We start from the raw sequence: 16,142 nt of genomic DNA on the forward strand, positions 1-16,142 counted from the left end.
CACGAGAAATGGAAAACCGATGGACCGGAGCAATATTAATAAGAAAATGAAGGAGATGAGCCGGGAGGCGGGGGTGGATGAGAGAAAGGTATTTCCCCACAATTTCCGTCACTTGTTTGCAAGGACTTTTTATCGGATAGAAAAGGACGTGGTCCGGCTGATGGATTTGCTGGGGCATTCCAGTATCAACACGACGCGGATTTACACCATGAGCACAGAGGAACAGCCCAGAAGGCAGATGTCGCGGATGCGGCTGGTGCTTGGCTGACAGCGGCTGTCACAGCATAAAAATAAAAAATACCCCATAATTGGTATTATGCGGTATCTAAAACATCTAACAGAAGGTATCAACCTTCGTAATATAGTCTATTATACCCACTTTCGTAAAAATTGCAAGGTTTGAGTTGGAAAAAATTGTATTTTACGGCGGGAGGAACGCAAAAATATGCTTCAGCGGGTATAGGTACCGGCGGCCGGACTTTTGGGAGTCTGACGGCCTGTTTGGCGTGCCAGGAACCGTAAGAACCGGTATTTCTAGGCCGGAAACATTTCCCGTTTCAACGTAGTTTATCAAAAAATCAGTCAAAATCTCAGCAAGGATATCTGAAATTTTCTAGGTTCTCTCAATGGGGCGATTCCTTAAACCCTATAATACCAATTACAGAGTAAAGAGAGGTGCCAGTCCGTGGAAACGGCCGAAAGCAAAGGAAAATCCCGAAAAAGTCATCGGAAAAGCCGGGAGAAACAAGGCAGGCAGGCGACCCATTTCCGCACGGTCTGTTTCGGCGGCTTCGAGGAGGGGCAGGTCATCTGCTGTCTCTGGGAGATTGTCAAATCCATAGAAGCAGGACAGGCCGCAGGTACCGCCGGTGCAGACCGGCTTCGGAAGCTGGAGAAACAGATGCGCGGCCGTGTCCGCGTCGAAATGCGGCGGTATTTCGCAAGACGACGACACAGAACCATCCGGATGATTGCTGGTATCCTTGCGGTCACACTGAGTCTGGCGGGAATGTTTATGTTCCTGATTGGAGTCGACCGGGTGACCGGGACGTCAATGTATCCCTACTTAAATGACGGCGACTGGATTGTCTACAACCGCATCAGGAAGGGACTTGGCCGGGATGACGTGGTGGTATTTGAGCGGGACGGGGAGTGCATGGTGAAGCGGATTGCCGGACTTCCGGGAGATACGGTCAGGATGAATGCGTCCGGGAGCCGTGTGGTAGTCAATGGAACCCAGATCAGGGAAAGCTATGTGATACTGGCAGACACGGAACAGATGGAGACGGAGGACCGGCTGGGAACAGAGCTGACGGTGATGAACGGCCAGTACCTGGTGCTGGGGGATAACCGGAGGGAATCTATCGACAGCCGTGACAGTGATATCGGAACGGTGGCGGAGGAAGAGATACTTGGCAGGGTCATATGGATTGCCAGGGCAGAACGATAAATGATGGTGTGAGATAGAAAAGATTCAGGTATGGAAGGATAAAGGTTGGAGGAGTACAAGATGAGCCATTTTAGATTGCATACAAAAACGAAGGGGAAGGACCGGCTGGGGTATTGGCTGATAGGGCTGGCCTGCATTCTCACTGTGGGCGGAATTGGATATGCGGCCCACAGCATCGGAACCGCCAGCGCCAAGAGCAGGGAGACCGTGGTCATTGATACGGAGGAAATGTTTGAGCGGTATCTGGTGGATACGGAAAGTGAGGATTACAATCTGAACGGCAGGTATCGGCTGGCCGGGGATTTGGACTTAAGCTGGCTGGAAGATTCCATCGGGACAAATGTGGAGCCGTTTACCGGGAAAATGGATGGGAATGGTTATGTGATAAGCGGCCTTGGGAGACCGCTGTTTGGAGTGGTGGAAGATGCGGAGATAGAGAATCTGTTTCTGAGTGAAGCGGAGATTGGACAGCCGGCTGTTTATTATGATGGAAGCCATTATGTAGATGGCTATGGGGCACTGGCAGCTTATGTGATTGATTCCAGAATTCAAAACTGCGGAATGGGAGGAACGATTCTGACGGCCAGTCCGGTGGAAACGGAGTTTCTCGTGGCAAAAGCCAGCCCGGCGGAAGCAGAGGAGCTGAGAGGTCCTGGTATGGAGAGGGTGCCGTCCATACCGGAGGAGGGAAATACCAGCACGGAGGTGAGTGGCAGCGGCGCACAGGAGGCCGGACCAGGAATGGAAGCGGGCGGTAATGGGGCATCTGGCGGAGAGAGCAGTGATAGTGATGCAGGTCGTGAGACAGATGCTGGGCCCGGTGTGGAAACAGATTCACAGGTAGAATCGACAAGCGGTGAGAATATCCCGGCTTCCACAGAAGATGCCGGACCTGGCTCATCGACACAGGAAAGTGAGCAGGAGACGTCACCATCGATTGGAAGCGGTGAGGGAGAAACGAACCCGGTTATCCAGGAGAGCAGCGAATCAGGTACGGAAAATGCTGGTTCTGGCGGCAGTCAGCCGGCCACAGACAGTGCCGGTGGAGGAACACAGGCAACGCAGCCGGAGACAGGGCGGCCAGAGACGACGCAGCCAGAGGCAGATCAATCGGAGACGACACAGACAGAGTCAGAGCGGCCAGAGGCAACGCAGCCGGAGACAGCCAATCCAGAAACAGACCCGCCAGAAACGGCGCAGCCAGAGGCAGGCCAGTCGGAGATGGCATGGCATAAAACAGCCCAACCGGAGTCAGGGCTGACACGGACAGCGAAAAATATGTTGGAACCGGAGACGATAGGGTACCGGGCGAATGAACGGGATTATCTGATGATGAAAGTATCGGCTGTGATAGATGCCGATACGGCCGTTATCCCCGACGCCACACCTTCCAACGCCACCCCTCCAGATGCGGAGGAGACATTTGAAGAGAGCCAGAATGCCAGCGGTGAAGATACCGGGAATGCAGATGAGGAAGAAATAGAATATATTGGAAATCCATACGGAGATATTTACATACTAATTACGGCAGACCAGGTGAGCGTTGGCGGTCTCATCGCCCAGACGGCCGGGGACACACAGATTCAGGACAGCTTCGCCATGGTAGATATCAACTCAGAGTTGGAGGACATTGTTACCTACACTGGCGGCTTGGCAGGAATTCTAGGTGGAGAAACGAAAACGGAGAACAGCTATGTCACAGGCACGGTAAACGGAGATGACATAACAGGAGGTTTTGCAGCTGTCAATGAAGGAAGAATCGAGAACTGCTATTCCAGCATATCCGTTGGGGCATCCGGGACATCCCGGGGCGCATTTACCGCGGAGGGCGACGGCCAGCTTAGTGGCTGTGTCTATGACCGGCAGATGGCCTGTGTTGACACAGAGGATATCATTCAGATATCAGGTGAGACAGCGGAAGCGGAGATAGAGAACGAGACAGAGACGGCGTCAGAGGCCGATTTGGAGGGAGAGGAACCAGAATTTTGTTTAAGAGGTCTGGATACCATCCAAATGACAGGTGAGGATGCGCAGGTTCCGGGAAGGTGGCATACTACAAACCAGGCATATCCCCAGCTGGAAGCATTTTCCCAAAAGGAAGGCGGGATAGCCGAAATATATTCCAGGGCGTCTGCCATCGCACTCATCCTCCCGGAGGGAACCACCCTTCTTGATGCGCTGTCGGACAGCGATATTCTCCTTCCGGCAGAAATTGACGGGGCGGAAATCCTTTGGGAGAAGGAAGATGGTATGGGGACGAATGGGGCTGTTATGACGCCTCATGAAGTTCCTGTTTTACAGCAGGCGCTTGCAGGAGGGGAGACAGGTACTGGAGAATCAGACACGGGAACGGCGGATGCTGGGACAGCCAGTACCAGCGAACCAGATACAGAAACTCAGGAGAGCACGGCTGTTGAAGAACCAGTTCTGGATACCGGAGAGACATCAGGAGTACCCGCGGTCACATTTAAAGCCACCATCTCAAATGTTACGAAAATATTTGCCCCAGTCAGCCAGCTGGCTGTAGAAGACGAACCAGTGCCGGCTGATTGGAGTGAAGTGGGAAAAAGAGTGGACACGGCAGGCAGCAGTCTGGAATCCCTGAAACCGGAGAAGAATGCGGATGGATATTATCTGATTGGAAGCCCAGAAGCCCTGGCCTGGTTCGCCTACAAGGTGAACACGGACAATACCAATTACAGGACAGCGAAAGCATTATTGACAGATGATATAGACCTAGCCGGATTGGGGTATACCAAAGAACCTTCCGTAAACAGTGATTTCAGTAACTGCCTTAAATGGATTCCCATCGGAAATGACCCATCAAATAACTCTATGATAACAACATTGTCCTACCGGGGGATTTTTGATGGAGGAAATTGTGAAATCAAAAACCTCTATATTATAGGAGGAGCGTATCACGCTGGTTTTTTCGGCACAGCAAACTCTGCCACGATTCGAAATGTTAAAATCATATCAGGCAGTGTTCAGGGAACAGACCGCGTTGGTGGGATTCTTGGCGCAAGCAATAGCGGTACCGTATTAATTGAAAATTGTTATAATGCAGCAAATGTCAAAGCGGTGCTTCGGAGTGGTGGCACTGCCTGTAATACAGGCGGAATTGTCGGAGCAGGGTTTAATGATGCCGCACAACTGTATGTGAAAAACTGTGTTAATGAAGGAGCAATATCCGGCTACCGGGAAGTTGGCGGAATCATTGGAACGGCATTTAGAGGTGTGATAGAAATACAAAACTGCTATAATCTGGGAACAGTAACCCAGAGTGGAACCAATCATGGGACATACGGATACGGTGGTATCGTAGGGATGGGCGAGCGCGGTAAAACATCAAACTGTTATAATGCCGGAGCTGTCATAGGCAGTACCAACGTCCATGCAATTTCCGGTGGTTTAACTCAGGGAAGATTTGTCATTAATAACAGCTATTTTCAAACAGGTTTTCAGGGCGCTGTTGCCAATGGCAGCAACACGGTGGGGCTGGAAGAAAAAGTTATGAAATCCTGGGCTCTCGCCTATAAATTAAATGGTGAAAAGATGGAAGGCGCATGGAAATACACAGAGGGAGAATATCCAGGTTTTGGAACCCTGGACCCGGCTCTCAGTTGGAGCGTCATAGCCCAGGGGATTCGGGATGGCCTTATCACAGCAGATGAAGCGTCAACGGATTCCACAGGATATCTGATTGACACTCCCGAAAAGCTGGCCCTGTTTGCCTATGATGTGAATGCCGGTACCAAGACAACAGCAGGCGCAAAACTCACTGCAAACATAGACTTAATGGGACGCAAGTATGGCGGAATCCCCGATGCCCCTATCCGATGGACGCCAATAGGTACAGCGGATAATGTCTACCAGGGAACCTTTACAGGGCCCAGCGTGATTGCCAACATGAGAGTGGAGCAGGCCGGTGTCGGCGGACTGTTTGGCTATGTGGGAAGCGGAGCAAAGTTAACATTAGTGGGGCTGGATACCAGCTGTTCGGTAACAACCACTGAGCCAGCTGCTGGTGGAGATTCCGGAACCGCGGCACTGGCGGGAATTATAAAAAATTTGGCTGGGGATGGGCCGATCTACATCGAGTCGTGTTACAGCCGGGCGTCTGTCTCCGGGCACAGCAGTTATACAGGGGCCATCATTGGACAGTCCATGGGTACCCTTAATCGTGGTTATTCAAATGTGATAAGTAATAGTTATGCGGCTGGTGGTCTTCGTACGAGTTCCGGAACTGTGGGGGCGCTTGCCGGATATTATTCCGGTGACGGGAACGATGGAGCGATTTCGTATAGCTGCTGGGACAATCAGGCCAGCAGTGCTCAATCGCTGAATCCGGTAAGCCAGGGAAGTCCCGATTTGATGAATGTCAACTCCAAAACTACCACGGAGATGAAAAGTGATGCGGTTCTTACCTTGTTGAATACTGGAAATAATTCCTGGATACGGAGCGATGACAGAAACAACGGGTACCCCTCCTTCAGCGGAGCGCCCGCTGTCTATACCAGCTGGGAGGATGTAGGAAAAACAGTTTCGGAACCTTCCAGCCGTTACCCATACAGCTCCATCACACCGGGAGCCGAAGGAAATCCCTACCTGGTAAAATCCCCGGAGGACTTAGCCTGGTTTGCCTATCAGGTTAATGTGGAAGGACGCACCAGCTTATGCGGGGAACTGAGGAGCAATATCAACCTGTATGGCTCCTTCTACAACGGAGAAAATGCTTATAACCCAGACGATTCATCGGCCGGTCTTGAAAAGGCGCTTCGGTGGGTACCAATCGGCAGTGATGTGGATGGAAAACGGTATACAGGAACCTTCAATGGAAACTATCATACCATTACTGCCATGCGGGCATCAGACACGGACAAGCAGGGCCTCTTTGGCACCTTGGGCGACAATGCCGCCATCAGGAAAACCGGCATTTTGGACAGCCAGATAAACGTGTCAAGCGCGATAGGAGGGGGAATTGCAGGATATGTGAAAGGAATAGGCGTTGAGATAACCGAGTGTGGAAATAAGGGGAGTTTAAGCGTAACAGGCTCATATATTGGAAGTTGTGTTGGTATGATGGATGGTACGACAGGAGACCTGATTCTGGATGGATGTTATAACGAAGGGAATATCAGTGTATCAGCAGGAGCGGTAGTGGGCGGAATCATCGGCGGCGTACCGGGCACCACTGCTGGGCAGGTGACCATTCGAAACTGCATGAACAGTGGGACTGTGACAGGTAATAGTGTGGTAGGTGGAATCATTGCGGTATCGAATCCTGGGGCAATAACTGTAACCGGATGCTGGAATGCCGGAACGGTGTCAGCGTTCATGGACAGCAGTAGTGCAGGCTCTATTATCGGCATGTATTCAGGCAGTGCCGATGATATCAGGGACTGCCTGGTAGATGAAACTCATAAGTACGGAGACATCGGGAACTGTCTGACAGTAAAGCCAGAAGCCCTTGGAACCTGGGGAGCCGCCTGGCGGCTGAACGGAGGCAGTTTCAAGCAGACCACAGGCCTCTCCTGGACTTACGATAAGGACAGTGCCTATCCAGTCTTAAGCACCACAGGCCTGCCACCCGCAGAAAGCTGGGAGCAGGTAGGGGAAGCGATGGAATACGGCCTCATCAAAGATATTGAAAAGCCGTCCGGCAATGGAAGTACCACCCCATATCAAATCCAAAACCCGGAGCAGCTGGCCTGGCTCGCTTATAAGGTGAACACGGACAATACCAATTACAGGACATCGGAAGCAGTGTTGACATCCAATATAGACCTGGCCGGATTGGGGTATACCAAGGAATCTTCCGTAGACAGTGATTTCAGCAACTGTCTTAAATGGGTTCCCATCGGAAATGACCCGTCAAATACCTCGATGAAAGAGACTTTGTCCTACAGGGGGATTTTTGACGGAGGAAATTGTGAAATCAAAAATCTCTATGTGATAGGAGGAGTGTATTACACTGGTCTTTTCGGTGGAGCAAACTCTGCCACGATTCGAAATGTAAAAATCATATCTGGCAGTGTCACAGGGACAAACCGCGTTGGTGCGATTCTTGGCGCAAGCAATGGCGGCACCGTATTAATTGAAAATTGTTATAATGCAGCGGATATCAAAGCGGTGCTTCAGAACGGCTTCGTTGCCTGTAACACAGGAGGAATTGTCGGAGCAGGGTTTAATGCATCTGCACGACTGTATGTGAAAAACTGTGTGAACAAAGGAGCAGTATCTGGCTACCGGGAAGGTGGCGGAATCATTGGAACGACACATCAAGGGGCGATAGAAATACAAAACTGCTATAATCTGGGAACAGTAACCCAGATAGGAACCGATCATGGGACAGACGGATACGGTGGTATTGTAGGGCGCGGCGATTGCGGTAAAATATCAAACTGTTATAATGCCGGAGCTGTCATAGCCGAGTCCAAGGTCCATGCAATTGCTGGTACAAATCCGGCTGCTGTTGTCATTAACAACAGCTATTTTCAAACTGGCCTGCAGGGCGCTGCTGCCAATGACAGCAATACGGTAGGGCTGGAAGAAGAAATTATAAAATCCTGGCCCACTGCCTATGCCTTAAATGAACAGAGTATGACAGGCCCGTGGAAATACACCGAAGGACAGTATCCAGATTTCGGAGTGCTGGCCCCGGCCGGTGACTGGGGAATAATTGGACAGGGAATTGAGTGGGGGCTTATAAAAAATAAGAAACCGACAGCCGGTGACGGAAGCGCCGGTTCCCCATACCAGATTTCCACACCGGAGGCATTGAGCTGGTTTGCCTGCATGGTCAACAGCGATACCGCCAACCAGAACTGGTATGGAAACCTGACCACGGATATCAGTCTGGTGGGAACTGCTTACGGAGGCAGCTCCGGCGCCCCCATACCGTGGATACCTATCGGCGTATATAACGGAACTGATGAGACAAAGGGATACGGCGGAACCTTTGGAGCTGGCCATGACCGGGTGTATGAAATTCAGAACATGCACATAAAACCAGCCGGCTTTGACCGTCCGGGACTGTTCGGACAGCTGACTGGCACGGCCAATATATCTAATATCGGCATGGTGGATACCGTCATAGAGTCGGCCAGTGACGGAAGTGTTATGTCGGCGGGAAGCATTGCCGGCCGGATGATGGGAACCGGAACGGTGATATCCAGGTGTTACAGCAGAAACGCTGAGATTCATGCGGGCGGAGTTAATGGAGGAGTGGCCGGCGGAATTACCGGTGGTATGGAGAGTACCTCCAGGATTCAGGACTGCTATACCATGGATTCCAGAATCTTAAGTACGGGAACGGTGGCGACATCATCAGCTTTCAGTGCATCAGGGATTGCCAGCAGTGTCCCAAGCGGCGGTACGGTCAAGAACTGTTACGCGGCAGGAAACACCCTGACAGCCACGAAGCCGGGAGGAGAAGCCGGAGCCACCTATTCCATAGGAAATCCGGTGGCTGCGATGGCGGAATGCTATGCCGACAACAATACGCTGGGAGATAAAAGCAAAGTCAAAGCATTGGAAAAGACCCAGGCACAGGCGGACAGTTTAAATACACTGGATGGCAGTGAGCGGCAGGGGGACAGCCGTGTCTGGTATACCTCGCTTACGGCGGAGAGCACCAGGGGATATCCCACCTTTGACAAGCCGGTTGTCCTGAGTGTCACGGTGAATCCGGCGGAAGTCACGAAAAACGGAGCCACCTTAAACAGCTCCATAGGCGTATGGGATGGCGGTGTGCCGCCGGATGGCATCCTGTTCCGGGCCATCCACCAGGAAAAACGGGTGAATGACGGAGAGAACCAGCCGGCATTTCACCTCACAGCCAGCAGCACCGTCGGGGATAACTTCCATATATACGGAACGGACAGCTCCCATGAGTATCTGTCGGTCAATGTGGGAAACAGCGACCTGGCTTCCCTGGCATCCTCTCTGACAGATCCGACGACAGCTCTGAATACCTTCCAGACATCGGGAAGCACCCAGGGCCTGCGGGTGGCAAACGGAGCGGCATACATATATCCCTATGACAGGATACTGCTTTTGGATCTGGCAGTGAAGAACGGCAGTGGAGGTTCGTCAGGCATCACCCGGTATGAGGTGAGAATCAAGGTAAAGGCCGTGACCGGCAAGACACTGTCTGTCACCATGAAAACCCCGGTCTACATCACCATGGAGCCCGGAGTCACCACGACCGCCTATGCAGATGACCTGGTGATAAACAACGGCAATGAGTATCCGGTTCAGTTCACGGTCAGCAGTGTGGAGGCCATCCATGTGGGAGGCCTGGCTTCGGACAATACCAGAATGGATGTGGAGCTGAAGCCAATCGCCAGTAGTGTCACGATTGACGATACCAAAGCCCTGACCAGCCAGGGAATCAAGCTGGGCATCACCGGGCCGAAAACCGCGTCGGATACCGGGAATCTGGGAACGAAGAAACTGTATTACACACCTTCGTTAGGCGTGGATGTACCAGGAACCTGGATGAAAGCAGATATCGCCTGGAACCAGAGCCTGGGATACCGCTACTTTATCGACCACAGCATGCTGCATATCGGCCCCCAGCAGAAGTTCGGTTTTCATATCACCTACCAATTCAGCATATCGAACGATGACGTCGCTGCGGTGAAAGTAATCGAAGAGTAGGAGGTGAAGGGTATAGAAACGAAGAGAAGCCGAAGCGAAAATAAGAGCCAAAGCGGAAACAAGAGCCAAAGCAGAAACAAGAGCCGAAGTAGAAAGAAATACGGAGACCTGGAACGTCCCCTCCGGTATCTAATCCCCATAGCAGTGGCAAGCCTGCTGGTCATTCTCTATACACTCCGCTGCGGTTTCCCGGCCCCAATCCAGGCACAGATTGACATCCTGCCGGACCGGAGAGCGGAGAACGGAGTCCTGCATGGAGCAACGGGCCCAATCCCACCCGGTGAATACCAGATAGTCTTAAACCAGTTCCCCACCATAGAGTCAGGAAGCCGTGAATGCAACATCGAATTTGAAAACCCGGAAGGAAATGAGTGCAGCTCCCGCATCAATCTCTATCTAAAATCCACCGGAAAGCACATCGGCGGCACCCGGCGGGTGGACCCGGGAAACTACGTGGAGAGTGTAAAGCTGAACACTACCCTGGAAGCCGGGGAGTACCCGGTCCTGGCCAACATTGAGCTGTTCCAGGACAAAGAGCCATCCGGCAGCATGACCCTGGAGCTGACCATCCGTGTCGTGACCGGGCTGTCCGGCTGAGACATGGAAAACAAGCAAGAGTAAGACAGACAAGGAGAAGCAGTGGAATGACAGAAGAAAAGACCAGCCGCCGGGGAAGAAAAAATCACATGAATACCGTGGTAGTTCTCCTGGCTATCATGATCTGTCTGGTGGTAACAGGAAGTGCGGGATATGTGGTCTACACCCAAAGCCGTCCAGTTCCTTCCGTCTCCCCGCTGGAACCGGAGGGGCGGGTCCAGAGCGGTACATTGACCAACCAGGAGGGAAAACAGGCGGAGCTGGACGCCATTGTCCGGGAAGGCATGCTGACCTTCACCATCAACGCAACCCCGATGATGAGAGATGGGAAATCGGAGGCCAACCTAATGATTGAGAACCCGCCAGACAACGGGAACCGGTTTACCGTGACCATCATCAGGGAAGATACCGGCGAGGAAATTTACAAATCCGGCTACCTGGACCCGGAGCAGTATATTGAGAGCACACCTCTAGATGTGGAACTTCCGGCAGGGGAATACCGCTGCATCGCCAATTTTGACGCCTACCGGATCAGCGACAACGCCTACATCGGCAGGGGCGGGGCCCAGATTACCCTGTATGTGCAGAACTGACAGAGGGGACAAAAGACAGAAGGAAACAGAAAGGAATCAAGACATGGAAGGACAACATGAGCATCGCGGAAAAGGCCGCGGAAGGGACAGGCCAAAGCAGAGGACGGCAGTGGAGCCCGGAGTCCCAAGCCGGAGGCCGCTGATGGTGATAATGGTGCTGCTTCTGCTTTTACTGGCAGCGCTGGCGGCGGCTGTGTATTTCTATATCCAGGGAAGCCGGGCGGCGGCAAAGCCGGAGGGGCTGGTGTACGAGGCCAACATTGTGGAAGGGGACATTCCCGGGAAATCCATGGAGGAAATGCAGCGGGAACTGGATTCCGTCGTGGAGGAGGGGATGCTTGCCATGTCCATCAACGCGACCCCCTTTGGAAGAATAAGCGGCGCCGACAGGGATATCAACTGGATGATTGAGAACCCGTCGAATCAGGGGAAACTGATCCGGGTGGAGATCTGGAGAGACGACACCGGGGAGAAAATCTATGAGACAGGGGCCATCCCACCGGGAAACTATGTGGAATCGGCTCCCCTGAAGGTATCCCTGCCGCCGGGAGAGTACCAGTGCACAGCCAGATTCTACGCTTACCGGGAAGAGGACGAGGCCTATATCGGCCAGGCAGGCGCGCAGATAAAATTGACTCTGCAGGAGTGAGAGGAGGGAAAGGGCATTGAAGAGAAAGATAAAAAAGGCGGCGGTGATGATGGCGGCGGCCGTGGTGGTTCTCGGGAGCGGGAATCCGCGAACAGCCCATGCCTCCGGCCCTTTGCCGGCTCCGGCAGAGTCCGAAGCGGTGACATTTCCAATGACGGAAACGGAACATGCGGTGAAGACAGAACTGCTTGGGACGGTGGATGTCTCCCTGATTTCCGTGACCATGCCGTCGGACGGGTTTGAATTTCAGATGAATCCGGAGGCCCCTTTTGATGTGAGGGAGAACCCGGGGGGACAGATTCTGTGTCCGGACGCCAGTATTTTAAAAGTGGAGAACCACTCCGTGGTTCCGGTCCGCCTGGAGATTTCCGAGGTGGCCAAGATGGAAGACGGGGATACGGTGTTCAGCGGAACCTTTCCGGGAGGGCCGGAGCAGAGTTTCCGGCTGGTGGATAAGATATCGGCTGTCAAGGACTATGGAAGCGCCATCCTGGTACTGGGAAGGGCGGGGATGACCTATGAAAATGAAGCCGATTTCGAGCAGTACGCCATTTACCCGGGAAAAAGCGGCATCCGTATCACGGACTTAAAGGCGGGAGAAAGCGCGGGGCTGCAGCTCTACGGGAAAGCCATGGCGGATTTCTACGGGGAATACCGGTTCACGGTGAAACCGACGCTGAAAATCAGCGCAGTACGTGCCAATTAGGCGCGGCTGGTTTAAATAAAAGCAAGAGACAAAAAAGGATGCAGGAGGAAAGAAGATATGAGGAAGAGTAAGAAACAGATGACGGCCCTGATGCTGGCAATGGGAATGACGGTGGCAGGAAGCATGACCGGATATGCGGAACTGGCAGTAGAACCGTCAGATGCGGTGATGAATGGGACACAGGTAACTAATGATGGAGGAGATTCCGTGTCAGAATTAATTGGTCAGATTGATGCGACATCACTGAGCGTAACCCTGCCGTTACGAGCCGGATTTAATATTGACCCGACCACATATACGGAGAGTAATATCACAACCCAGGTTGGCGAAAAGCAGTCGAAAGAGTATAAGATTATCAACAATTCTGCTGTCCCGGTATATGTTTATATCTCAGCTGTGGGCGTGAATAAGGATAAAGACGGTAATCCATATACGGGCGGAGTGACGGATATGAGCCTGGTAACCACCAAAGAGGGCCTTGCAACAGCCCACAGCGTCATGCTGGCGGTGAAAGATGCCACTGTGAGTGTGGCAGGAGTCAAACCAGGCACAGGCGATACGGGCTTTTGGCTGGAGGAGAAAGCGGCAGCTGACAACTACAAGTATATGCTGAACAGTAACAAGGGGAAAATTGACGCGAAGTCCGGTGTGAACGGAACCGTAATGAATCTGAAGGTATATGGACTGACCCAGACCGGCTGGAATCACCAGGACAAATTTGCAGTGACACCAACCTTCATGGTAACAACAACGGCACCATAGATACCACAGGAAATCTGACAAAAAAAGGAGGAAACAATATGGCAACCAGAATCCCATGCACCCCATTTGGCAAGAAGATGAAAATCGCAATGGTAGAACAGGACATCCCCCAGCAGGAATTAGCCAGACGCCTAGGCATCGCCAACTCCACCGTCAGCGACATTATCTACGGCCGCAACCAGTGTGAGCGGACCAAGGAGCGTATCGCGGAGACGCTTGGAATCAAGGGATAAAAGACAATACCCGCGGAGCCTGCGGTGAATATCACTGTAACGACCGATTCGGTCGTTGCGCTAAAATGATACAGTATCATATTGAAAAAATCCCCTGAATTGTATAAGATAGAACTATCATACAAAAGCAAAGGGGGATTTTTTTAATAATGAAGGAACGCAAAAATGTGAAACTTGTGACAGAGGAGATCCTTGACAGGTTTAAACAATATTTAAGAGAGGAAGAGAGAAGCCGCGCCACGGTGGAGAAATATCTTCGGGATGTGAGAAAATTTGGGGAATATGTGCAATCGACTGGGGAGAGGGGATTTGATAAGGAGTTGGTTTTGGAGTATAAGCAGTATCTCAATGAGCGCTACAAGACAACCAGCGTCAATTCCATGCTGGCGGCCATTAACAGTTTTTTTGATTATATAGGCTGCCTGGATTGTAAGGTCAAGCTGTTTAAAATCCAGCGTGTCCAGTTCAGCGATAAGAAAAAGGAACTGACGGAGAAGGATTATGCCAGGCTGGTGCATACGGCGGAGCGGCAGGGGGATATCCGGATGAGTATGCTGCTGCAAACTATTGGCAGCACCGGAATCCGAATCAGCGAGCTTCGGTTTATCACGGTAGAAGCCCTGGAAACCGGGCGGGCAGATATTTATAACAAGGGGAAATCCAGGATTGCCCTGCTGCCGGCGGAATTGGTGGCGGTGTTGAAGAGATATTGCCGGAAGGTGGGAATCAAAGGCGGAAGCATTTTCATCACAAGAAGTGGAAAGCTGATGGATAGAAGCAATATCAGCAAGAGAATGAAACAGCTGGGGCGGGATGCCGGGGTGGATACGGCAAAGGTATTTCCCCATAATTTCAGGCATCTGTTTGCCAGAATTTTTTACAGCATTGAAAAAGATGTGGTGCGGCTGATGGACCTGCTGGGACATTCCAATATCGCCACCACCAGGATTTACACCATGGCAACGGAAGAACAGCCCAGGAAGCAGATGTCGCGGATGAAGATGGTGCTAGGTTCATTTTAGGGCAAAAAAATAATACCCCATAATAACTGTTATGCGGTATCAAATATCAAGATGTGAGGCGTTCTGTCCTCACGATATAGTCTATTATACCCGCTTTCGTAAAAATTGCAAGGTTTGAAATGGAAAAAAATGCAAAATGCGGCAGAAAGTTCGCATAATTATGTGGTTGCGGGTGCAGAGGAACGGCGGTCAGGCGTATCAGGTCTGGACTGCCTGTTTGGCGTGCCATGAATCGGTTGTGGCCGTGTCAGCTGTGCGTGATATATGTGTGATTTGTATGACGGGACTTGCCGAAAACCGGATTTTGGCAGCCCGGCGTGTTCTGCATTACCTCATAACAGTTATTACAGAGTGAAGAGAGGTGCCAGTCCGTGGAAACGGTGGAAAGCAGGGGAAAATCCCGCAGACAGCAGCGGAACAGTCCGGGGAAAAAAGAGAAAAAGGGCTCCCATTTCCGCACGGTCCGTTTCGGAGGTTTTGAGGAAGGGCAGATAATCTGTTATCTCTGGGAGATTGTGAAGGCCCTGGAAGTGGATGGGGCCGGAAATGGGAAGGCGGAGCGGAGCAGGAAGCTGGAAAAGCAGATGCGGGGCCGTATCCGGGTGGAAATGCGGCGGTATTTTGCGAGAAGAAGGCGCAGAAATGTGAAGCTGATACTCAGTCTGCTGTCCGTCGTACTGTGTGCCGGCTGGCTGTTTGGCTTTGTGATAGGAATCGACAGGGTGTCGGGGATGTCGATGTATCCTTACCTGAACCATGGGGACGTGATTGTGTACCGCCGGATGGAAAAGGGAATCCATCGGGATGACGTGGTGGTGTTTGAGAAAAACGGGGAGAGTCTGGTCAAGCGGGTGGCGGGCCTTCCGGGGGACTGGGTGGAGATAAATCCATCGGGAAGCCGTGTGACAGTCAACGGGGAGCAGGCGGCGGGGCAGTATGTAACTCTGTCGGACACGGAGAGAGAGGAAGAGGAGCAGACAGGTGCGCCGCAGACCGTGATGGACGGGCAGTACCTGGTGCTGGGAGATAACCGGGCGGTATCGGTGGACAGCCGTGACAGCCGGATCGGCACGGTCCCGGAGGAGGATGTGCTGGGAAAAGTGATTCTGATAATCAGAGCAGGAAGATAAAGGGTTGGAGGAGTACGGAATATGAGCCATTTTAGATTACATACGAAATCGAAGGGGATAAGGCGGCAGAATGTCCTGATCATGGGAATCATCTGTGTCCTGGCGGCAGCAGCGGCCGGCTACGGAATCCACAGCATGGGGACGGCCCGTGCCAAGAGCCGGGAGACCGTGCTGATCTATACGGAGGAGGAGCTGGAGCAGTATCTGCTGGACAGGGAGAGCGAAGAGTACAATCTGAATGGAAGGTACCGGCTGGAAGCGGATCTGGAGCTTGGGTGGCTTAAAGAGTCCATCGGGAGTAACCTGGAGCCGTTCACCGGAACTTTTGATGGAAAC

At 52.2% G+C, this 16,142-nt stretch carries 11 protein-coding genes and 1 pseudogene; all 12 read left to right on the top strand.

Annotated features, from left to right (window positions below):
- Window positions 1-268: tyrosine-type recombinase/integrase (locus HMPREF9473_RS08140; protein WP_006779602.1), on the top strand; the 268-nt coding region annotated here is incomplete at its 5' end.
- A 417-nt stretch (window positions 269-685) separates the two neighbouring features.
- Window positions 686-1,450 (top strand): signal peptidase I, encoded by a 765-nt coding sequence (gene lepB / locus HMPREF9473_RS08145; protein ID WP_006779603.1) that lies wholly within the window; start codon window positions 686-688, stop codon window positions 1,448-1,450.
- Between the two features lie 60 nt (window positions 1,451-1,510).
- Window positions 1,511-10,114 (top strand): hypothetical protein, encoded by an 8,604-nt coding sequence (locus HMPREF9473_RS08150; protein ID WP_006779604.1) that lies wholly within the window; start codon window positions 1,511-1,513, stop codon window positions 10,112-10,114.
- A 3-nt stretch (window positions 10,115-10,117) separates the two neighbouring features.
- Window positions 10,118-10,711 (top strand): hypothetical protein, encoded by a 594-nt coding sequence (locus HMPREF9473_RS08155; RefSeq protein WP_006779605.1) that lies wholly within the window; start codon window positions 10,118-10,120, stop codon window positions 10,709-10,711.
- A gap of 47 nt (window positions 10,712-10,758) precedes the next feature.
- On the top strand, window positions 10,759-11,304 hold the full coding sequence (locus HMPREF9473_RS08160; RefSeq protein ID WP_006779606.1) for a hypothetical protein: 546 nt from the start codon (window positions 10,759-10,761) through the stop codon (window positions 11,302-11,304).
- Window positions 11,305-11,347: 43 nt separating this feature from the next.
- Window positions 11,348-11,953 (top strand): hypothetical protein, encoded by a 606-nt coding sequence (locus tag HMPREF9473_RS26095; protein WP_006779607.1) that lies wholly within the window; start codon window positions 11,348-11,350, stop codon window positions 11,951-11,953.
- 16 nt (window positions 11,954-11,969) lie between these two features.
- Window positions 11,970-12,659: a hypothetical protein gene (locus tag HMPREF9473_RS08170; protein WP_006779608.1), complete on the top strand. Its 690-nt coding sequence runs from the start codon at window positions 11,970-11,972 to the stop codon at window positions 12,657-12,659.
- 57 nt (window positions 12,660-12,716) lie between these two features.
- Window positions 12,717-13,421: a hypothetical protein gene (locus tag HMPREF9473_RS08175; RefSeq protein ID WP_006779609.1), complete on the top strand. Its 705-nt coding sequence runs from the start codon at window positions 12,717-12,719 to the stop codon at window positions 13,419-13,421.
- Between the two features lie 38 nt (window positions 13,422-13,459).
- A complete protein-coding gene (locus tag HMPREF9473_RS08180; protein ID WP_006779534.1) occupies window positions 13,460-13,654 on the top strand; it encodes a helix-turn-helix domain-containing protein in 195 nt (64 codons plus the stop codon).
- A 149-nt stretch (window positions 13,655-13,803) separates the two neighbouring features.
- The gene (locus tag HMPREF9473_RS08185; protein ID WP_006779610.1) at window positions 13,804-14,676 is read left to right on the top strand and encodes a tyrosine-type recombinase/integrase; all 873 of its coding nucleotides are present in this window, start codon (window positions 13,804-13,806) and stop codon (window positions 14,674-14,676) included.
- Between the two features lie 371 nt (window positions 14,677-15,047).
- Complete coding sequence (gene lepB, locus HMPREF9473_RS08190; protein ID WP_006779611.1) at window positions 15,048-15,806, top strand: signal peptidase I; 759 nt, start codon at window positions 15,048-15,050, stop codon at window positions 15,804-15,806.
- A gap of 21 nt (window positions 15,807-15,827) precedes the next feature.
- A pseudogene (locus HMPREF9473_RS27610) lies at window positions 15,828-16,142 on the top strand (hypothetical protein); the annotation flags it as partial.

Source organism: Hungatella hathewayi WAL-18680, assembly GCF_000235505.1.
GTDB classification, from domain to species: Bacteria; Bacillota; Clostridia; order Lachnospirales; family Lachnospiraceae; genus Hungatella_A; species Hungatella_A hathewayi_A.

Excerpts from the sequence above, each read along its gene's own strand:
- HMPREF9473_RS08150 (WP_006779604.1), top strand. The coding sequence starts at position 1,511 with ATGAGCCATTTTAGATTGCATACAAAAACGAAGGGGAAGGACCGGCTG.
- HMPREF9473_RS08160 (WP_006779606.1), top strand. The coding sequence starts at position 10,759 with ATGACAGAAGAAAAGACCAGCCGCCGGGGAAGAAAAAATCACATGAAT.
- HMPREF9473_RS26095 (WP_006779607.1), top strand. The coding sequence starts at position 11,348 with ATGGAAGGACAACATGAGCATCGCGGAAAAGGCCGCGGAAGGGACAGG.
- HMPREF9473_RS08175 (WP_006779609.1), top strand. The coding sequence starts at position 12,717 with ATGAGGAAGAGTAAGAAACAGATGACGGCCCTGATGCTGGCAATGGGA.
- HMPREF9473_RS08180 (WP_006779534.1), top strand. The coding sequence starts at position 13,460 with ATGGCAACCAGAATCCCATGCACCCCATTTGGCAAGAAGATGAAAATC.
- HMPREF9473_RS08185 (WP_006779610.1), top strand. The coding sequence starts at position 13,804 with ATGAAGGAACGCAAAAATGTGAAACTTGTGACAGAGGAGATCCTTGAC.